This is a genomic window from Pseudomonas synxantha (assembly GCF_900105675.1).
GTDB lineage: Bacteria > Pseudomonadota > Gammaproteobacteria > Pseudomonadales > Pseudomonadaceae > Aquipseudomonas > Aquipseudomonas synxantha.
The window spans coordinates 3,210,985-3,228,743 of record NZ_LT629786.1 but is presented as its reverse complement, the minus strand read 5'-3'; the positions used below and the strand labels follow the sequence as shown (position 1 = coordinate 3,228,743).

Sequence of the window (17,759 nt, the reverse complement as noted above, 5' to 3'; positions counted from 1 at the left end):
CCTTTGTGGCTGTTAGGATTACACTTCTAAGGAAAGAACTTACTTAGTAAGTGTTTTTATCCTACGGGGCAGTCATGGATATCCAGATCATTTCACGCAATGGCGAACCCGAGTATGCGGTGTTGCCATGGGACCAGTACCAGGCGCTGCTAAAAGCTGCCGGTCAGCAGCAACCTACACTCGCTCCTTCACCTGTCGCCCCCATCGCCACCGATCAGGACCTGCGCCCGCTCGCAGACCTGCGCGGCCTGCGTGAAGCCAAGGGCCTGGCGATCGAGACCTTGTCACGCACGGTGGGGATCAGCCCTTCGTATCTTGGATTGATTGAAAGTGGTGAACGCCAGCCGGATGCCGCCATTCGCCGCAGCCTGGCTTGGGAATTGGGCGTTGCAGGTTGGAGGGATGAGTCTTGAGCCTACGTATCAGCCGTCAGCACTGGGATGGGTTACTCAATGAACTGGACCAGGCACGTCGCCAGCGCCATTTGCTGACGTACCGGGCGCTGCTGGAGCGCCTGCAGTTCCCGACCCCGGCCATGCAGACCCTGGCCGCCGCCCTGGAACATCTGGCGGCGCTGGATGCCAAGGCCGAGCAGCCGCTGCGCAGTTCACTGGTGATAAGCCAGGGCGCCAGCCGCCTGCCGCGCACCGGTTTCTTTGAGTGTGTGGAGCGGCTGGGGCGTTTCAGCGGGCCGTCTGATGGTGTGGCCGCTGCGTCCTGGCATGCTTCGGAAGTGGTGCGGGTATTCGAGTACGAGTACCCGGAATCCGCCGAGGCCTAAAGCGCCTGGGGGACTCTGTCCATGCTGTCGATCACATGGATGCTGTAGCCGGCCACGTCCTTGGCCTGGTGCTTGGCTTGTGAGGCCAACTCTGCCAACTGGCTGGCATCGAGCTCTGCGCAGGCCTGTGGGTACAGATGCACCACGCCAATGGACAGCGACAGCAGGGCGAACTCCTGGCGCACGCCTTGGCGGTTGAGTGCGACAAAGCAGCCAGCATCAACGTGCTCGGGGCGGTAAAAGCGTCGACATTGGGTGTGGAAATCATCCAGCAACTGGTTAAGCCGCTTGCGCCAGTCTTGCGGGCCCAGCACCAGCAGAAAATCATCGCCACCGATATGCCCGACAAAGTCGCGGCTGGGGTCAACCCGGTCGTTCAGGCATTGTGCCAGACATAGCAACACTTCATCTCCACGCCCGTAGCCGTAGATGTCATTGAACGGCTTGAAACTGTCGATATCCACATAGCAGATCACTGACTCGCGCTGTTGCTGTAACAGTCGCGTCAGGCACTGCTGGATCGGCACGTTGCCGGGTAGCAAGGTCAGTGGGTTGGCGTAGCGTGCCTGCTGGATTTTCAGTTCGGTGATCAACTTGAGCACATCGATGACCCGGCCCAAGCCCAGGTAATCGCCGTTCAAGGTGATGATGAAATCTTCTTCGATGCGCTGTCGCGCGCGACTGGTCAGCAAGCGACTGACCTGTTGCAAGGACTGGCTCAACTCCACCGCCAGGAAGTCACTGCTCATCAAGCGGCTGATGGGTTTGCGCGCGAATAGATCCGTTGCGAACGGCTTGAGCAGCGCGTCCGACAACGAATGCCGATGCACAATACCGACGGGGCGACCGCAGCCATCCAGCACCGCCAGCGAATTGAGGTTAGCCTGGCGACGGAACGATTCCAGCACTTGGGCCGTGGCAGTCTCTTGATCCACCGCTGGTTGCTCATTGAGCAGGGCACTGAGGTCACTGCCTTCGTCATTGAGGGCAGTGGCGGCGTTATCGAGTTTGGGCAGCATCAGGCGCGCTTCCTGAGGCGGATGCTCCTGCGGGCGGCAGAGCAGGTAACCTTGAATCAAGTCGACACCCATCTCGGTCAACACTGCCAGTTCCTCCGTTCGTTCGATCCCCTCGGCAATCACTTGGGCGCGGGATGCCCTGGCGATCTGCAGAATCGAGCCGACAAATTCGCGCTTGAGTGCGTCCTGGTGAATGCCGTCGATAAAGTGCCGGTCGATCTTCACGTAGTCCGGACGTAGCTCCGACCACAATCGCAGGCTGGAATAACCGGCACCCAGGTCATCAAGGGCTATGGCAAAGCCCATGTCGCGGTAATGGTGCAGGGCGGTTTGCAGCAGGGCGAAATCATCGGTGGGCGTCTGCTCGGTGAGTTCGATCACCACCTGGCTGGGCGCAATACCGAAGTCGCGCAGCAGTTGCAGGGTGCGCCCCGGCTGATGCGCAGTCTCCATCAAGGATTCTGGTGAGATATTGAGAAACAGCTTGCCCGGCAGTTTCTGATCGCTGAAACGCCGGCACGCGCTCTCCCGACACGCCATTTCCAACTCGCTCAGGCGCCCGGCCTGGCGGGCTACGCAGAATAGCGCGACGGGGGAGTGCAGGGGGCTGTTGGACGGGCCGCGGCTGAGGGCTTCGTAACCGAGAATGCGCCGCTGCGACAAGCAAATGATCGGTTGGAACAAGCTGTGCAGGCTGCGTTGAGCCAGGATTGAGCCCAATGCATTCAGCTGTTCGGTCATGGTCATGGCGATCTCGATCGAAAAAAAAGGACCGCAGGCATTAAGCCTGCGGTCCTTTCATTTCACGACAGAATGATGTCTATATGATGACACTCCATGGAGCGCTCATATTAAATTGCCATCATTTACTGCTTGGCCACCTGCTTGGTGATTTTCAGGTAATCGAGCAGGATCCGACCGGTTTCGGCCAAGTAGGCGTCATCTTCCGGCTTGGTTTTATCGGCTTCGGCCGGCAGTGCGTCTTCATCTTCTTTCTTCAGCTCTTTGAGCGGATCTTCACCTTTGGCCTTGCGGCGGGTGTTTTCCAGCACCAGTTGCTGGTTCTCGATGCTGGAGTGCTGTGCACGGCGATCCGCTTCGTTGAGGCTGACGGTTTTCTCTTCCATCAGCTTCTTGGCCAGGGCCAGCTTGTCACGGATAAACACGAACTCGGCATCCTTGGCGGAGCGGGTATCGTGGTCAGCCTTCAACTGCGCCAGGAACGGCTTGAACGGATCCGATGCCGGCTTGATCGCAGGGCGGATGGTGTCCCATGGCATGGCTTCAGGCAGGGCGCTTTCGCCGATTTCCTTGGTGTCGATGATCGATGGGAAATCGATATCCGGCAGCACGCCCTGGTGCTGGGTGCTCTGCCCGGAAACCCGGTAGAACTTGGCCAGCGTCAGCTTGAGTTCACCATGGTTCAGCGGCTGGATGGTCTGCACGGTACCTTTGCCGAAGGTCTGGCCGCCGATGATCATCGCACGGTGATAGTCCTGCATGGCGCCGGCGAAAATTTCCGAGGCCGAGGCCGAGAGACGGTTGACCAGCAACGCCATCGGCCCCTTGTAGAAGGCGCCCGGGTTCTCGTCTTCCAGCACGTCGACGCGGCCGTCAGCGTTGCGCACCAACACGGTCGGGCCCTTGTCGATAAACAGGCTGGTCAGCTCGGTGGCTTCCTGCAGGGAGCCGCCGCCGTTGTTGCGCAGGTCGATGACCACGCCGTCGACTTTGTCTTTCTGCAGTTCCGTGAGGATTTTCTTCACGTCGCGGGTGGTCGACTTGTAGTCCGGATCACCTGCACGGAAGGCCTTGAAGTCCAGGTAGAAGGCCGGGATTTCAATCACGCCCAGCTTGTAGTCCTTGCCATCCTGCTTGAGGTTGAGGACTTTCTTCTGCACGGCCTGGTCTTCGAGCTTCACCGCTTCGCGGGTTATGGACACGATCTTGCTGGTCTGGTCGTTCGGTGCATTGGTGTGCGGAATCACTTCGAGGCGCACCACGCTGCCTTTCGGCCCACGGATCAGCTTGACCACTTCGTCCAGGCGCCAGCCGACCACATCGACCATCTCTTTGTCAGCCTGGGCCACGCCGATGATCTTGTCCGCCGGGGCGACCTGTTTGGTCTTGTCCGCCGGACCTGCCGGCACCAGGCGTACGATCTTGACCTGGTCGTTGTCGCTTTGCAGGACTGCACCGATGCCTTCCAGGGACAGACTCATGTTGATATCGAAATTTTCCGCGTTATCTGGCGACAGATAATTGGTGTGCGGGTCGTAGGACATCGCAAAGGTGTTGATGTAGGCCTGGAAGATATCTTCGGCACGGGTCTGGTCCAGGCGCGCCAACTGATTCTTGTAGCGCTTGGTCAACAGCTCCTGAATGGCCTTGGGCTCTTTGCCGGCGATCTTCAGGCGCAGCACTTCGTCCTTGACGCGTTTGCGCCACAGGTCGTCGAGGGCCGCGGTGCTGGTCAGCCACGGAGCGTCCTTGCGATCCACCAGAAGGGTTTCCTTCTGGGTGAAGTCGAGCTTGTCGATGCCTTTGTCCAGCTCACCCAGGGCGAAGTCCAGACGGGCCTTGACGCGGTCCAGGTAACGCTTGTAGATGGTGAAACCGGGCTGCAGGTCGCCACTCTTGAGGAAGTCGTCGAATTGCGTCTTCCATTTGTCGAACTCAGCGATATCGCTGGCCAGGAAGTAGCTGCGCGACGGATCCAGCAGCTTGAGGTAGCTGTCGTAGATGATCACCGAGCGAGCGTCGTCCAGCGGCGGCTTGCTGTAGTGGTGGCGCTTGAGCAACTCGACGACGTTGAGGCTGGCAATCACCTCATCGCGATCAGGCTGAAGATTGTCCCAGCTGTTGGCTGCGAACGTATTGGTCGACATTGACGCGAAGCCGAGACCAATGAAAAAAGCTAAGGCGGTGCTGGGGAACAGATGCTTCATGCTGATTCGACGCGGGGGCAATTGATAACGCATATTAGGCCGTCTTTGAGGGAGCCGGTTCCATATGGTCCGGTCGCATAATGCAAAAAGCCCGGCACTACTGCTACGGGCTCAGTCCAGACTCACTATGGAGGCACAGTGAGAGCATTGCAAGGCGTTGAGGGGCATGTCGAGTGGTGTAAGAGCTTGGTCCTACATGCAATGTAGGGCGAGTTCGTGGTAGCGAGCTCTAAACGCGCTGAATATTCCACAGTTGTAACGGGACCCATGTGGGAGGGGGCTTGCTCCCGATGGCGGTGTATCAGATGAAATATTCTTCACTGATACACCGTCATCGGGAGCAAGCCCCCTCCCACATGGGGATCTCGGTTGGTTCAGACCCAATGGTGGATCGGCCAGCCGGCCTTTTCAGCATGCTCGCGCAACACCGGGTCCGGGTTTACCACCTGCGGGTGATCCACCTTGAGCAGCAGTGGTAAATCATTGCGCGAATCCGAATAGAAATACGCGCCCTCCAGCGTTTCCCCTTCCTGCTCCAGCCATTCCAACAGGCGCGTGATCTTGCCTTCACGATAGGTCAGCACGCCTACTGTCTTGCCGCTGTACACGCCGTGGCCGACGTCCAGGTTAATCCCCAACACTTCGTCAATACCGATGCGCGCCGCAATTGGCGTGACCAAGTGAGTGCCCGATGCGGAAATCACCAGGATCCGGTCACCATTCGCACGGTGGCGGGCGATGGTCTTGGTGGCGTCGCTATAGATCAGCGGCTCAATCACGTCTTCGACCCAGGGCTCCACCAGATGCTCGATCTCTTCCGGGGTGCGGCCGATCATCGGCTCCAGGCTGAAGTCCATGAAGTCTTCCATGCGCAACTCGCCTCGGCTGTAGGCGTCCATCAATTCGTTGTTCCTGCGCATGAACGACTCAGGGTCTACCCAGCCCAGGCGGCCCATCTGTTCGCTCCACAGGGTGGCGCAGTCGCCGTGGATCAGGGTGTCGTCCAGATCAAAAATTACCAATGCCATCCGTCATGTTCTCTCTCAATAGGTCGCTGCCTGTCAGGCTACTTCACACAGGGCGCTGGGGTCGATGGAAAGTGCCAGGCGCTGGCCGTCCGGGTGCAGATCGTCGGCCGAGCGGTTGAGCACGTCCACCACCAGCTCTACACCGCGGGCTTCGATGCGGTAGCGGATCACGTTGCCCAACAGGCTGTGGCTACGCACCAGCGCATCCAGTTCGCCGTTGCGGCTCAGCTCGATGGCTTCCGGGCGAATGGCAATACGGCTGTTGATCGGGCGTTGCAGCAGTTGAGTGGCCTTGTCGGCGTCGAGCAGGTTGTAGTTGCCGATAAAACCGGCGGCAAATGCATCCACCGGCGCAGTGTAGAGCGTCTCGGCATCGCCGCTCTGCACGATCTGGCCCTGGTTCATCAGGAAGATGCGGTCAGACATGGTCAGGGCTTCTTCCTGGTCATGGGTCACGAAGATCGTGGTCAGCCCCAGCTCGCGCTGAATCTGGCGGATCTGTTCGCGCAAGTGCTTGCGAATCCGTGCATCCAACGCCGACAGTGGCTCATCCAGCAACAGCAGGCGCGGGCGGGTCACCAGGGAGCGGGCGAGGGCCACGCGCTGGCACTGGCCGCCAGACATCTGGTGCGGGTAGCGACCGGCCAGGTCCGTAAGCTCCACCAGTTGCAGCACTTGCTGCACACGCTTGTGGCTGTCGTCGGCGTTGACCTTTTGCATGCGCAGGCCAAAGGCGACGTTCTGTTCCACGGTCATATTGGGGAACAGCGCGTAACTCTGGAATACCATGCCGATATGACGTTTCTGCGGGCTCAGGGGCACGATATCCTGGCCATCCAGCAGGATCTTACCGCTGTCCACCGAGGTCAGCCCGGCAATGCAGCGCAGCAGGGTGGACTTGCCGCAACCGGACGGGCCGAGCAGGGTGACGAACTCGCCCTTGGCGATTTCGCAGTTGATATCACTGAACACGGAGGTACCGGAGTAGCCTTTTTGCAGATGTTGGACGCTGACGAAGCTCATTGGCTTTTGTCCTTGTTCAAGATATTGGCGGCCCAGGTCAGCACCAGCACAAAGAAGAAATAGGAAATCACCACGGCGCTGGTGAAGTGGCCGCTGCTGTTGCGCATGTTGTTGAGGTACACCTGCAAGGTCTCGTAGCGGGTGCCGACGAGGATGTTGGCGAACACGAACTCGCCGAACAGGAACGAGAACGATAGCAGCAGCGCCACCATCAGGCCCTTGCGCAGGTTGGGCAGCACCACCAGGATCGCGGCTTGCCAGGTGCTGGCGCCGAGCAGTTGCGAGGCGTCCATCAGGTCGCGCAGGTTAATGGCCTGCAGGTTATTGGTGATCGCGCGGTACATGAACGGCAGCGCCACGGTGAAGTAGCAGCCGATCAGGATCCATGGCGTGCCCACCATCGCTAATGGCCCGGAGCCATATAGTTGTAGCAGGCCCACCGACGACACCACCGGCGGCACCGCAAAGGGCAGCAGGATCAGGATGTTCATCAGCGCGTCGAGCCTGGGGAAGTGGTAATGCACCACGAACAGCAGCGGCAGGATCAGCACCACCGAGAGGATCAGCGCCCCAACGCACACCAGCAACGATTGCCCGAATGCCATCAGGAAGCGCGGGTCGCTCCACAGCTGTACATACCATTTCACCGTGAAACCGGCAGGCAGGATGGTGGCTGACCAACTGCTGGCAATGGAATACACAAAGGTGCCGATCAGCGGCAGCACCAGGATCAGGAACAACAGGTACACCACTACCCGATGGTAGAGGGTGACCGGGCCGGCATCAGCGCGTGACATGGTAGCTCCTCTTGAGCAGCAGTTGATGGACCACGGTGACCACGGTCATCAGCGCCACCAGCACCACCGCCAGGGCGCTGGCCATGTTCGGGTCCAGCGACACATCGCCGGAGACCAGGCCGGCAATGCGGATCGGCAGCACGTTGAAGTTGCCGGTGGTCAGGGCATACACCGTGGCGTAGGCGCCCAGGGCGTTGGCCAGCAGGATCACGAAGGTGCCCAGCAGTGCCGGCGTCAGCACCGGCAACCCGATATGGCGCCAGAACTGCCAGCCATTGGCGCCGAGCAGGGCGGCCGACTCGCGCCAGTCTTCGCGCAGTGCGTCAAAGGCCGGGTAGAGCAACAGCACGCCGAGGGGAATCTGGAAGTAGGTATAGAGGATGATCAAGCCGGTTTTCGAGTACAGGTTGAAGTCCTGAATGATCCCGGCCTGCTTGAGCATGATGGTGATGCTGCCGTTGAACCCCAGCAGGATGATGAACGCGAAGGCCAGGGGCACGCCTGCGAAGTTGCTGGTCATGTTGGCAAAGGCCGTGACGAAGTTGCGCAGCGGCGAATCCACCCGGCGCAGGGAGTAGCTGCCCAGGGTGGCGATGATGATGCCGAAGATGCTGGAGTAGAAACTGATCTCCAGGCTGAACTGGATCGCCTGCCGGTAGAACTTGGAACTGAAGATGCGCGTGAAGTTTTCCAGGCCCCAGCCGGACTCTTCGGTCTGCAGGCTGTTGATCAGCACCCACACCAGCGGCGCAATCTCGAACACGATAAAGAACAGTGCGAAGGGCACCAGGCAGAGCAGGGCCAGCCATTTGCCGCGGGTCATTGAATTCACTTCAGCAGCTCCCGGCATACAGGTTTGTCGTGGGGTACGCCGAGCAGTTCACACACCGTGCCGCACAAGTCTGTCTGTGTGGGCGCGGCATTGCTGTCCAGGCTGAATCCGTCGCCGAGTACAAACAGGGGGACCTCGCGCTCTTCTGGCAATAGGCCGTTGTGGGAGCGATCGTTGTTCATGCCGTGGTCGGCGGTAACCATCACCTGGTAGCCGGCGTCGAGCCAAGCTTGCAGATAGTCGGCCAGGATGATGTCGACCGAGCGCGCGCTGTTGCGGTATTGCGCGGAGTCGAGGCCGTGCTTATGGCCGGCGTCGTCGACGTTCATCGGGTGCACGAGCAGCAGGTTCGGCGCGTGCTTGAGCCGCAGGCTTTCGGCATCGGCGAACAGGTGGGAATCCGGGTAGTGGTCATGCCAGTAGAAATGCCCATGCTGGATCGCCAGCGCCTTGTCGTCGGTGTGGCGATCTCGGGCGGCGAGAAAGGGCGTGCGGTTATACAGCTCACTGACCCAATGGTAAGCCGCCGCTGCCGTGGTCAAGCCTGCATCGGTGGCGTAATGGAAGACGCTGCGCTGGTTGGACAGGCGCGAGACGTTGTTATGGACGATGCCGCTGTCAATCGGCGGCACGCCGGTGAGGATGCATTCATACAGCGGGCGGGACAGGGCGGGCAGTTCACATTCCAGTGTGTAGAGGGCTGCGCGTCCTGCGCCGACATAGGCCTGCAAGTGCCCCATGGCGTGCCTGGCGACCTCGAAGTTCAGGCCGTCGAGCACCACAAGGATGACATTGTGCTTCATGGGGGCTGGGGCTCCGCAACAGATTGGATTCGACTCGATTGTCCGCAAGAAACCGGACCAAATGTGGGAGGGGGCTTGCCCCCGATGACGGTGGAACAGCTAATAAATCTGTTGAATGACACACCGCTATCGGGGGCAAGCCCCCTCCCACATTGGATCTCCACTGGGTCTCCAATGTGGGATAACCCCTTACTTCATTTCTACGATGACCTGCTCGTTCCACAGCTGCGGCAGCTTCTTGGAGGTCGCTTCCCAGGCATCGGCATCCTTGATCGGTTGCGGATTGGCCTTGGTGTACTGCTCGCCCGGGATCAGGTTCTTGGCGATGTCGGCCGGCAGTTTCAGGTCGGTTTCAGCGCGGATAGGACGGGCATTGCCCTTCGCCAGATTGAGCTGGCCGGCATCGCTGAAGATGTATTCGCGGGTCAGCTTGGCGGCGTTCGGGTGCTTGGCGTATTTGTTGATGATGGTGGTGTAGCCGGATTTCACCGAGCCATCCGAAGGGATCAACACCACGTAGTCATCCGGGTTGGCCATCTTGGCCTTGTAGCTCAGTCCGTTGAAGTCCCAGACGATACCCACTTCGACTTCGCCTTTTTCCATGGTGGCGATGGTCGGGTTGGACAGCGAGAGGCGACCTTGCTGGGCGATCTTGGTGAAGAATTGCAGGCCCGGTGCGATGTTTTTCTCGTCGCCCTTGTTGGCGATGGCGGCGGCGAGTACCGCGTTGGACGCCTGGGCGGCGGTGCTCACGTCACCTACCGACACCTTGTACTTGCCGGTCTGCAGGTCAGCCCAACTGGTGGGAACCTCGGAGCCGTGCAGCAGCTTCTTGTTGACGATAAAGGCAATGGTGCCTGTGTAGGCCAGGGCCCAGTGACCGTCCTTGTCTTTGGCCCAGTCTGGCACCTGTGCCCAGGTAGAAGGCTTGTACGGCTGGGTGACTTCCTGCTTCACCGCGATGGGGCCAAAGGCCGCGCCAACGTCGCCGATATCGGCACTGGCGTTGTCTTTCTCGGCTTTGAACTTGGCGATTTCCTGGGCCGAACTCATGTCGGTGTCGATGTGCTTGAGGCCATAGGTGTTGGCCAGGTCTGCCCAGGTACCTTTCCAGTTGGCCCAGTCATCGGGCATGCCGACGCTGTTGATGGCGCCTTCCGCTTTCGCGGCGGCTTCGAGCGTTTTCAAATCGGTATCAGCGGCCATGGCGGCGGTGCACATGGCAATGGTCGAGCCTAACAGTGATGCCAGGAAAAGCTGTTTCATCCGAAGCTCCTTTGGGCGTTTTCAACGCGGCGTTTTATATGAACGTTAGCGGTGGTTTGGTCTAGGTCAGCAATACCTGAGCCAATCTAGGCCCGATGGATGACAGTTTCATGTCGATGTCGTTTTCAAAGCGCTGATGTCGCTCAGCGCAGAGTTAGCGTAGACCATGTCCAAGTGCCCGCAGGCCCTGGACTTGGCCGATGTATTGCAGGGTGTGGTAGGAAGGGCTACACCCGCTGTCATCTGTCGGTCATCTGTAATGCCTAGGCTGGCACGCAACAGCAAAAGCCCAGATAGCGCACGTTTTGTGCACCCGAACGGTGCTGGTCTAGTCCAGATAGGTAACGTTGATGCGTGATGAGGCAATCAAGGCGGTAACCTCCATTGGCCTGGCGCTGCAAGAGCAGATCGACCATGGCCTGTTGCCGCCAGCCAGCAAGTTGCCCGCCGAACGCAAGCTCAGCGAGTTGTTTGGTACCACTCGGATTACCGTGCGGGAAGCCTTGTTACAGCTGGAGGCTCAAGGGCAGATCTATCGCGAAGAGCGTCGCGGCTGGTTCGTCTCGCCGCCGCGACTGGCCTATAACCTGATGCAACGCAGCCACTTTCACGCGATGGTCAGCGACCAGGGGCGTGTGGCCTGCACTGAAGTGATTTCGGCCCGGCTGCAACCGGCGTCGGCGGCGGTGTGTGCATGGTTGCAATTGCCGGCGCTGTCCAGCGTGATCCAGATTTGCCGCAGCCGCAGGATCGACGGGCGTCTGGTGCTGTACGTGGAGCACTACCTGAACCCCCGGTATTTTCCGGGGATCCTGGCGTGTGATTTGAATCAGTCGATGACCGAGCTGTATGCGCGCAAGTACGACTTGCACTATGGACGGGTGCGCTTTGAAATCGTGCCGACTTCCCTGCCAGTGGAGGCCGCCGCCGCGTTGCGCGTGTCGGTTGGCAGCCCGGGCTTGCGCATCGCCCGGGTCAACTATGACCAGCACCAGCGCCTGATCGATTGTGACCTGGAGTTCTGGCGCCATGATGCGATTCATGTGGGGGTGGATGTCATGGCGTCAGCGTCTTGATCACCTGATCCGCATTGGTTTCCAACTCGGTCACAGGGTCGGCACCGTCCACATTCAACACCAGCAGCGTGGAGCCGCCGGCAGTCACAGCCGCTTTCACCGTCTCACTTGGTTGACGGTGGTGCAGCACTATCACCACATCGTTGTCCTTCAAGTCGGTACTGAGTTTCTGCAGCGCCTCAGGCGTCCAGTCGGCATCGGGTCGCGCATCGGTGCTGACCAGTTCCAGGTTCAAGCTGCTGACCAAGTAGGCAAAGTGATCGCTCAAGCTGACCACGCTCAGGTTGTCAGCTTTTGCCAGTCGCGCCTCGCTGTCGGCGTTGAGCTTGAGCAGACGTTGCTTGAGGGCGGCCAGGTTGGCGTCGATCTTCGGTTTGGCGCCCGGTGCCAGGCGGCTCAGGTCGGCGGCCATCACATCGGCCATGCGCCCCATATTGTTGCTCGATTGCCAGGGTTGACTGTTCAAACCATCGGCGCCGCCGGGTTGCACGGCGATCCCTGGCAAGCCGCCGTCTACCGGGCGTGCGGCATCCACTTCCACGATACGGATATTGCTGCGACGCGCCACCGGGTACAGCGGGTCATCGGCCCACAGGGAACGCAGGCCGATGGCGGCGTCGGCGTCCTGTGCCAAGGTATTGAGTGCCGCAGCACCGCGGCCGGTGAAATAGGAGACCTGCCGCGAGCCTGGCAGGTTGGCGGGGGCCGCACGTTCAAGCTGCACGTCGGTGCCTTTGAGCAGCACTTCGGCCAAGCCGTAGGTAATGGGCAGCGAGGCCAGGACCTTGACCGGTTTTACCGACTTGGCCTTGGTCAGAGCGGCATGGCCGAGGCCGTGGTTGGCCTTGAACTCCTTTGGATCGAAACCATCAACGGCGGCCAGCGCCGAAGTACTGATCAAGCAAGCGATGGCCAGGGCCATTGGGCGAAAGACAGGGCGCATTATCCAAGATTCCCTTTGAGGCTGGGCACGGTGCCGCGGGCAATGGCGGCGAAGGCAAAGGCGATACCAGCAACCAGGATGATTGCGGCGCCGGACGGGATCGGCAGGTCGAAGATGATCGGCAGCAGGATCCCGCACAGGGTGCTGACGGTGGCGATGACGACCGACACCCAGAAGAACCCCTTGAGCGACTGGCTCAACAGGCGTGCCGCGGCGGCCGGAATCACCAGCAGCGCACCGACCAGGATCGCGCCGATGACCTTGACCGCCGCGACGGTGATCAGTGTCACCAGAATCACGAACAGATAATCCAGGGTTTTCACCGCGACACCACGCACCGCCGCCAACTGCGGGTTGAAACTGGCAAGCATGATGCGGTTGTACAGCGGCAACGCCAGGGCCATCACCAGCGAACCGACGATTGCCAATACCAATAAGTCGTTGCCATTGACCGTCAGCACCGAGCCAAACAGCACGTTCTCCAGAATATGCACATTGATCTTGCCGGCCAGGATCAGCAGCAGGCTGGCGCCCAGTGCCAGTGACACCGAGAGGAACACGCCGATCAGGGTATCCGGCGCCAGGCCGGTACGGTTGCGCAGGTAGTTCAGCAGGATGCCGAACAGCAGGCAGTAGCCGAACAGGCTGCCATAGGGCCCAGTGTAGGGTTCGCCGAGCAGGATACCCACGGCCACGCCGGTCAGTGCGGCATGGCCGACCGCTTCGGAGAAAAACGCAAAGCGCTTGACCACCACCAGCGTACCCAAGCCGCCCAGTACCGGGCCGATCAGCAAACCGGCGAGCAGGGCGTTGACCACAAACCCGTAGGCCAGGGCTTCCGGCAGGTACCCGGAAGAGGCCCAGCCCTGAACCATCAAGCGAAAGGCTTCATAACTCATTGCGCCGGGCTCCGAGGGTGAGTGGAGAACAGGGTCAACAGGCGGTCCGGGGTCAGCGCCTCTTTAGGCGTGGCGTCGAACAGCACGCGGCGGTTCAGCCCGGTGACGCGGTCGGCCAGGCGGCCGACGGCTTCCAGGTCGTGCTCGATCCACAGCACGGTGATCCCGGCCAGGCGCCAGTCTTTTAGCAAGCGTTCGAAGACCTGGATGCCGGCTTCGTCGAGGGCCGACATCGGCTCATCCAGCACCAGCAATTGCGGCGCCGGGATCAGGCCCTGGGCCAGCAGGACGCGCTGGCGTTCGCCACCGGACAACGCGCCCATGCGGCGCTTGCGCTTGTCCTGCATGCCTACCCGTTCGAGCGCTTCGCCAATGGCGGCGGCGTAATGCCTGGACAGGCCAAGGAACGCCGGGCGGCGCTGGCACATGGCGGCCATGAAATCATCCACGGTCATCGGCAAACCACGGTCAAACTCCAGTGCCTGGGGCACATAACCGATGGTGCCGGGCGTGGTCGGCCACTCCAGGCTCAATCGGCCCTGGTGGGGCGTCTGCCCCAGCAGGGTCTTGATCAGCGAGCTCTTGCCGCCGCCGTTGGGACCTACCAGTGCGTGGATGCTGCCCGGCTGTACCTGGAAACTTACGCTGTCGAGGATCACGGTGCGCCCGAGGGTCAGCGACACCTGGTCGAAGTCCAGGGTCGGGCCGACGCTGACTACGTTCAGTTGCTCTGCCGCCGTCATGCCCCCGACTCCTGGATCGCACGGACCACGGTGTTGAGGTTGCCGGTCATTTCAACTTCGTACTTTTCAGCGCTGTATTCTCCATAGGAAATATGCGACAGCGGGTACAGCTTGACCCCGGATTCACGCTGAATGGTGTCAACGTAGGTGGACGGGAAATCCATCTCCGAGAAGATCACCTTCACATCCAGGGCGCGCAGTTCATCGATGGTTTTTTTCAGCTGGCTGGGGCTCGGCTCGATACCGTGGGCCGGCTCCACTACCGCAGTCACTTCCAGGCCAAACTCGCGCAGCAGGTAGTCATAGGCGGCATGCACCGTAGCTACACGCAGGTCCGGGTTGGGGGCGCTGGTCAGCTTGGCCAGGGCGTCGGCGCGCATCTGGCGCAGGCGCTTGCCGTAGGCGCGCGCATTCTGGGTGTAGGCCTTGGCGTTGTCCGGGTCGAGCTTGCCCAATTCGCGGGCGATGTTATTGACCTGGGCTATCGAGGCACTGATCGACAGGAAGGTGTGCGGGTTGACCACCTTGCCTGCGCCGCGTGCGGCATTGCCGGTGGCGGCCAGCAGCGGCACGTTGGCGTTGGCTTCGATCACCGGGATGTCCGGGCGCTCGCTGGTGGCGATCATGCGGTCGGCAAAGTCGTCATGGCCGACGCCGTTGAGCACGATCACATCCAGCGTGCCGATGCGCTTGATGTCTTCGGCGCGTGGTTCGTAGGCATGGGGGTTGAAGCCGGCCGGGATCAGCGGCACCACCTCGGCTTTGTCGCCGACGATATTGGCCACATAGCTGTAATAAGGGTGCAGGGTGATGCCGATACGCAGGCGCTTGGCCGCTTCGGCATTCGCCAGCGGGGCGAGCATCAGGCTGAGAAAGCTGACCAGCAACAGGCGCAACAGGGGCGATGAAATAGACATGGGCAATCGGTCTTCTCGTTCAGTGACGGTGCTGGCGAGTGACGCCGGCATCGAATTGCGCGACCACTTGCTGCCAGCCGGCCGCAATCAGCGCCTGGTCAGTGAGGTCGGAAGGGGCGGCGAGGTTGGCGCTGCGGTTGAGCCAGATATCCGGCTCGTTGCCCTGCACGCGCATCAGCAGCGAACCGCTGGTGGCCGGAACCTGGCTCAAACCCAGGTAGGCGGCCGGGGCCAACAGCTGCCAGCGATGGTCGCCACGGCTGACCGAACTGGCATCCTGGGCAAAGGGCGCGAAGCCTTCCTCGGCCAGTTGTTCAGGTGTCGGCAGGGCATTTTGCTCCTGTTGCAACAGGTGGATTTCATCCAGCGTCACCCGCAGGTCGGCATAGATACCTTGTTCGGCGGCGCTCAGGTCGCGGCGGGCGTCCAACTGGTGGCTCGGCACCGCCGTGACTGCCTGGCTTTCACCGTGCAATGCCACCACCGTGCCCGCCACTGCCAGGATGATCAGGCACAACAGCAGCACGTAGAGGGTTTCATGACCTGCGCCGGCGGGGCGTACGACCTGTGTGGTAGTCATTGCGCCTGGATATCCGCTTGGTCGATTTCCACGACGTGGCCGGGGCCGGCATCAAACAGCACATAGAACTCGGCCGCAGGCTTCTTGAAGGTCAGGGTCGAATCCTCGCCGAGCTTGCCCGGCACCAGGATGGTTTCGTCGTAGCCGATCACATCCAGGGTTACACCGGGGGCGCCGCTGCCGTCGGAAAAGCCGCCCTTGCATTGGATCTGCTCGCCGGGGATTTCCTTGCATTCGCACATCGGGTTGTGGGCAAAGGCGGTGGTACTGAAAGCCGCGCACAGCAGCAGTGCGGCGCGGGTCAGGCGCTTGAACGTCATGGTTTGACTCCTTGCTTGTTCAGCCAGGCAATGGTGGCAGGCGAGGCCTGGCTCAGCGGGATGGAACCCTGGTGCATGCTGCCGTCCCAGCCTTCCATGGTTACCCACACCTGGGCGTCTACCGGTGTGCGTTCCGGCACCGGCAGGGCGGCGCCCATGCGGTACGGCGTACCGAAGAAGATCACCCCGGCGGCGCGCAGGCTGCGCGGCTTGCCGATGCGCAGGTAGGTGGCCTTGACCTGGTTGGTGCAGGTGTCACACAGGGCGGCATTGAATAATTTCATCGGTCCGGCAGGGTCTGGCCGTGGGCCTTCATTGCGCAGCTCGGCGAGGGTCAGGCTCCACGGGCCGACTTGCACCTGCCCAGCCACGCGCTCGCCGATACCGGTATCTCCGCGAAATAGCGCGGCATCGGCGAAGTACTTGGGCATGAACCCCAGTGGCACGAGCAACAGCAGGATGTTGATGTGGAAACGCCATTTCAGCCAGAAGGCGCGAAGGGGGGATGGCGGTACAGTCGCGACCTTGCTCATCGCTGGGCCTCCGGGGTTTCAGCCTGCATGGCCGGGATGGGCGCGGGTTGCCGCTGGGTCTTGGCTTCGCGCTTGAGGGCGTTGAGGGTGGCCAGGGCGGTGCGCTTGGTCCAGATCAGCAAGCCGCTCAGCACCATCATGCTCAGCACCAGGCCGAAGAATGCCCAGATCAACTTGATCCACAAGCCGCCAAAGTCACCAGTGTGCAGCGGGCGCATGGATTCGGTGACGAACTCCAGCGCGGTACGGTCGGACAGCAGGTTCGTGACGGCGATTTCACCGTCATAGGGGTTCAGTTGTGCGGTCTGGAACATTAGTGGGTACCAGCCCCGGCCGCCAATCTGCAAATGGCTGTAGGCGTTGAACGGCAGGACCAGAAAAGAGGCTTCCAGCCCGGGAATGCGTTGACTCGCAATCTCGATTGCGTCGTCCAGCGCAATCATCGGCGCGGGTACGCCAGGTGCAGAGGTTGGCACTTTCTCGCGGGCGATCACCGGCACGACCGGCTCGCTGGAGATGGAAATCTGGTTGTCACCCAGGATCGCCTGGATCAGGAACCAGGTGCCGGTGATGGAGATGACCGCGATAAACCAGATCGACCAGATACCGCTGAGGCGGTGGAAGTCACCCCAGAAAATGCGCGCACCGTGGCGAAAACGCAGGGTTGGCTTGAAGAAGCCTTTCCAGAAACGCTTGTACACCACCAGGCCGGTGACCAGCGAGGCCAGCAGCGGCAAGCCAAGCAAGGACACCAGGTACCAGCCCCAGCTGTAGCCGTTGGTGAACGGCACCAGCCACCAGCCGTGCAGGGCACGGGTGAATTGCTGGAAGTTGAACGACGGGCTGATGCCCTGGATCGCTCCGGTATAGGGGTTGGCGTAGACCTCCACGGAACGTCCATCCGGGTAGCTGAGGTCGACACTCAGGGCGAAGTGCGATTCATCCGGACGGCTGATGGATCGCACGATAGCCTGGGGTTCATCGCGCTTGATGGCGGCGATCACCTGGCCAAAGCTCAGCGGCTGGGCGTCATCCGACGGTTTGCTCGCACGGATATCCGGGTTGGCCAGCCAGACGATTTCCTGGCTGACCACCGCCAGGGTGCCGGTAACGCAGACGATCAGTACAAAGAACCAGATGGGCAATGCCAGCCAGCTATGCACGAGAAACCAGAGTTTGGAGCGTGACTTCTTCGACATGATTAATGAGGGTCTTGATCGGAGGGGGCAATGGAGGCCCGGAAAAGGCCGG

19 protein-coding genes are annotated in these 17,759 nt (G+C 60.8%); 3 read left to right on the top strand and 16 right to left on the bottom strand.

Features of this window, described 5'->3' with window-relative positions; genetic code table 11:
* Positions 1-74 precede the first annotated feature (74 nt).
* Entirely contained in the window at positions 75-413 is a 339-nt protein-coding gene (locus BLU48_RS14955) for a helix-turn-helix domain-containing protein (protein ID WP_057023752.1), read from the top strand.
* On the top strand, positions 410-781 hold the full coding sequence (locus tag BLU48_RS14950; protein ID WP_005786715.1) for a hypothetical protein: 372 nt from the start codon (positions 410-412) through the stop codon (positions 779-781). The genes BLU48_RS14955 and BLU48_RS14950 overlap by 4 nt, the downstream gene beginning before the upstream one ends.
* Here BLU48_RS14950 and BLU48_RS14945 read toward each other — a convergent pair.
* The 8 genes from BLU48_RS14945 to BLU48_RS14910 all read right to left on the bottom strand — a co-directional run bounded on the left by BLU48_RS14945 (position 778) and on the right by BLU48_RS14910 (position 10,497).
* Positions 778-2,547: a bifunctional diguanylate cyclase/phosphodiesterase gene (locus tag BLU48_RS14945; protein WP_057023753.1), complete on the bottom strand. Its 1,770-nt coding sequence runs from the start codon at positions 2,545-2,547 to the stop codon at positions 778-780. The genes BLU48_RS14950 and BLU48_RS14945 overlap by 4 nt on opposite strands.
* Positions 2,548-2,666: 119 nt before the next feature.
* A complete protein-coding gene (locus BLU48_RS14940) occupies positions 2,667-4,748 on the bottom strand; it encodes a carboxy terminal-processing peptidase (protein WP_231989048.1) in 2,082 nt (693 codons plus the stop codon).
* Between the two features lie 374 nt (positions 4,749-5,122).
* Complete coding sequence (locus BLU48_RS14935; RefSeq protein ID WP_057023755.1) at positions 5,123-5,776, bottom strand: HAD family hydrolase; 654 nt, start codon at positions 5,774-5,776, stop codon at positions 5,123-5,125.
* Between the two features lie 33 nt (positions 5,777-5,809).
* On the bottom strand, positions 5,810-6,799 hold the full coding sequence (locus BLU48_RS14930; RefSeq protein ID WP_057023756.1) for an ABC transporter ATP-binding protein: 990 nt from the start codon (positions 6,797-6,799) through the stop codon (positions 5,810-5,812).
* Complete coding sequence (locus BLU48_RS14925) at positions 6,796-7,596, bottom strand: ABC transporter permease (protein ID WP_057023757.1); 801 nt, start codon at positions 7,594-7,596, stop codon at positions 6,796-6,798. Before BLU48_RS14925 ends, BLU48_RS14930 begins: the two co-directional genes overlap by 4 nt.
* Complete coding sequence (locus tag BLU48_RS14920) at positions 7,583-8,419, bottom strand: ABC transporter permease (protein ID WP_164484846.1); 837 nt, start codon at positions 8,417-8,419, stop codon at positions 7,583-7,585. The genes BLU48_RS14925 and BLU48_RS14920 overlap by 14 nt, the downstream gene beginning before the upstream one ends.
* A 5-nt stretch (positions 8,420-8,424) precedes the next feature.
* Entirely contained in the window at positions 8,425-9,231 is an 807-nt protein-coding gene (locus BLU48_RS14915) for an alkaline phosphatase family protein (protein ID WP_057023759.1), read from the bottom strand.
* A gap of 189 nt (positions 9,232-9,420) precedes the next feature.
* Positions 9,421-10,497, bottom strand: a complete 1,077-nt coding sequence (locus BLU48_RS14910; protein WP_043050320.1) for an ABC transporter substrate-binding protein — start codon at positions 10,495-10,497, stop codon at positions 9,421-9,423.
* A 350-nt stretch (positions 10,498-10,847) separates the two neighbouring features.
* On the opposite strand from BLU48_RS14910, the gene BLU48_RS14905 reads away from it, so the two are divergent.
* Positions 10,848-11,573: a UTRA domain-containing protein gene (locus BLU48_RS14905; RefSeq protein WP_043050321.1), complete on the top strand. Its 726-nt coding sequence runs from the start codon at positions 10,848-10,850 to the stop codon at positions 11,571-11,573.
* On the opposite strand, the gene BLU48_RS14900 is transcribed toward BLU48_RS14905, so the two are convergent.
* From BLU48_RS14900 to BLU48_RS14865, 8 genes are read right to left on the bottom strand one after another with little or no spacing between them, the layout of a single operon-like run.
* The gene (locus tag BLU48_RS14900) at positions 11,554-12,516 is read right to left on the bottom strand and encodes a metal ABC transporter solute-binding protein, Zn/Mn family (protein ID WP_057023760.1); all 963 of its coding nucleotides are present in this window, start codon (positions 12,514-12,516) and stop codon (positions 11,554-11,556) included. The genes BLU48_RS14905 and BLU48_RS14900 overlap by 20 nt on opposite strands.
* The gene (locus BLU48_RS14895; RefSeq protein WP_056846313.1) at positions 12,516-13,415 is read right to left on the bottom strand and encodes a metal ABC transporter permease; all 900 of its coding nucleotides are present in this window, start codon (positions 13,413-13,415) and stop codon (positions 12,516-12,518) included. The genes BLU48_RS14900 and BLU48_RS14895 overlap by 1 nt, the downstream gene beginning before the upstream one ends.
* Entirely contained in the window at positions 13,412-14,158 is a 747-nt protein-coding gene (locus tag BLU48_RS14890; RefSeq protein ID WP_057023761.1) for a metal ABC transporter ATP-binding protein, read from the bottom strand. Before BLU48_RS14890 ends, BLU48_RS14895 begins: the two co-directional genes overlap by 4 nt.
* On the bottom strand, positions 14,155-15,075 hold the full coding sequence (locus BLU48_RS14885) for a metal ABC transporter substrate-binding protein (protein ID WP_034116836.1): 921 nt from the start codon (positions 15,073-15,075) through the stop codon (positions 14,155-14,157). Before BLU48_RS14885 ends, BLU48_RS14890 begins: the two co-directional genes overlap by 4 nt.
* Positions 15,076-15,094: 19 nt before the next feature.
* Positions 15,095-15,655: a DUF6162 family protein gene (locus tag BLU48_RS14880; RefSeq protein ID WP_057023762.1), complete on the bottom strand. Its 561-nt coding sequence runs from the start codon at positions 15,653-15,655 to the stop codon at positions 15,095-15,097.
* Positions 15,652-15,975, bottom strand: coding sequence for a hypothetical protein (locus tag BLU48_RS14875; RefSeq protein ID WP_043050326.1), 324 nt, complete (start codon positions 15,973-15,975; stop codon positions 15,652-15,654). Before BLU48_RS14875 ends, BLU48_RS14880 begins: the two co-directional genes overlap by 4 nt.
* Positions 15,972-16,508 (bottom strand): hypothetical protein, encoded by a 537-nt coding sequence (locus tag BLU48_RS14870; RefSeq protein WP_057023763.1) that lies wholly within the window; start codon positions 16,506-16,508, stop codon positions 15,972-15,974. The genes BLU48_RS14875 and BLU48_RS14870 overlap by 4 nt, the downstream gene beginning before the upstream one ends.
* Positions 16,505-17,707, bottom strand: a complete 1,203-nt coding sequence (locus BLU48_RS14865) for a PepSY-associated TM helix domain-containing protein (RefSeq protein WP_057023764.1) — start codon at positions 17,705-17,707, stop codon at positions 16,505-16,507. The genes BLU48_RS14870 and BLU48_RS14865 overlap by 4 nt, the downstream gene beginning before the upstream one ends.
* Positions 17,708-17,759 lie beyond the last annotated feature (52 nt).

What these genes read in the sequence shown, in the direction of transcription:
- BLU48_RS14945 (WP_057023753.1), bottom strand. Translation starts at nt 2,547, where the DNA reads ATGACCATGACCGAACAGCTGAATGCATTGGGCTCAATCCTGGCTCAA.
- BLU48_RS14870 (WP_057023763.1), bottom strand. Translation starts at nt 16,508, where the DNA reads ATGAGCAAGGTCGCGACTGTACCGCCATCCCCCCTTCGCGCCTTCTGG.
- BLU48_RS14895 (WP_056846313.1), bottom strand. Translation starts at nt 13,415, where the DNA reads ATGAGTTATGAAGCCTTTCGCTTGATGGTTCAGGGCTGGGCCTCTTCC.
- BLU48_RS14890 (WP_057023761.1), bottom strand. Translation starts at nt 14,158, where the DNA reads ATGACGGCGGCAGAGCAACTGAACGTAGTCAGCGTCGGCCCGACCCTG.
- BLU48_RS14875 (WP_043050326.1), bottom strand. Translation starts at nt 15,975, where the DNA reads ATGACGTTCAAGCGCCTGACCCGCGCCGCACTGCTGCTGTGCGCGGCT.
- BLU48_RS14930 (WP_057023756.1), bottom strand. Translation starts at nt 6,799, where the DNA reads ATGAGCTTCGTCAGCGTCCAACATCTGCAAAAAGGCTACTCCGGTACC.
- BLU48_RS14865 (WP_057023764.1), bottom strand. Translation starts at nt 17,707, where the DNA reads ATGTCGAAGAAGTCACGCTCCAAACTCTGGTTTCTCGTGCATAGCTGG.
- BLU48_RS14940 (WP_231989048.1), bottom strand. Translation starts at nt 4,748, where the DNA reads ATGAAGCATCTGTTCCCCAGCACCGCCTTAGCTTTTTTCATTGGTCTC.
- BLU48_RS14900 (WP_057023760.1), bottom strand. Translation starts at nt 12,516, where the DNA reads ATGCGCCCTGTCTTTCGCCCAATGGCCCTGGCCATCGCTTGCTTGATC.
- BLU48_RS14910 (WP_043050320.1), bottom strand. Translation starts at nt 10,497, where the DNA reads ATGAAACAGCTTTTCCTGGCATCACTGTTAGGCTCGACCATTGCCATG.
- BLU48_RS14925 (WP_057023757.1), bottom strand. Translation starts at nt 7,596, where the DNA reads ATGTCACGCGCTGATGCCGGCCCGGTCACCCTCTACCATCGGGTAGTG.
- BLU48_RS14905 (WP_043050321.1), top strand. Translation starts at nt 10,848, where the DNA reads ATGCGTGATGAGGCAATCAAGGCGGTAACCTCCATTGGCCTGGCGCTG.
- BLU48_RS14880 (WP_057023762.1), bottom strand. Translation starts at nt 15,655, where the DNA reads ATGACTACCACACAGGTCGTACGCCCCGCCGGCGCAGGTCATGAAACC.
- BLU48_RS14935 (WP_057023755.1), bottom strand. Translation starts at nt 5,776, where the DNA reads ATGGCATTGGTAATTTTTGATCTGGACGACACCCTGATCCACGGCGAC.
- BLU48_RS14920 (WP_164484846.1), bottom strand. Translation starts at nt 8,419, where the DNA reads ATGACCCGCGGCAAATGGCTGGCCCTGCTCTGCCTGGTGCCCTTCGCA.
- BLU48_RS14915 (WP_057023759.1), bottom strand. Translation starts at nt 9,231, where the DNA reads ATGAAGCACAATGTCATCCTTGTGGTGCTCGACGGCCTGAACTTCGAG.
- BLU48_RS14955 (WP_057023752.1), top strand. Translation starts at nt 75, where the DNA reads ATGGATATCCAGATCATTTCACGCAATGGCGAACCCGAGTATGCGGTG.
- BLU48_RS14885 (WP_034116836.1), bottom strand. Translation starts at nt 15,075, where the DNA reads ATGTCTATTTCATCGCCCCTGTTGCGCCTGTTGCTGGTCAGCTTTCTC.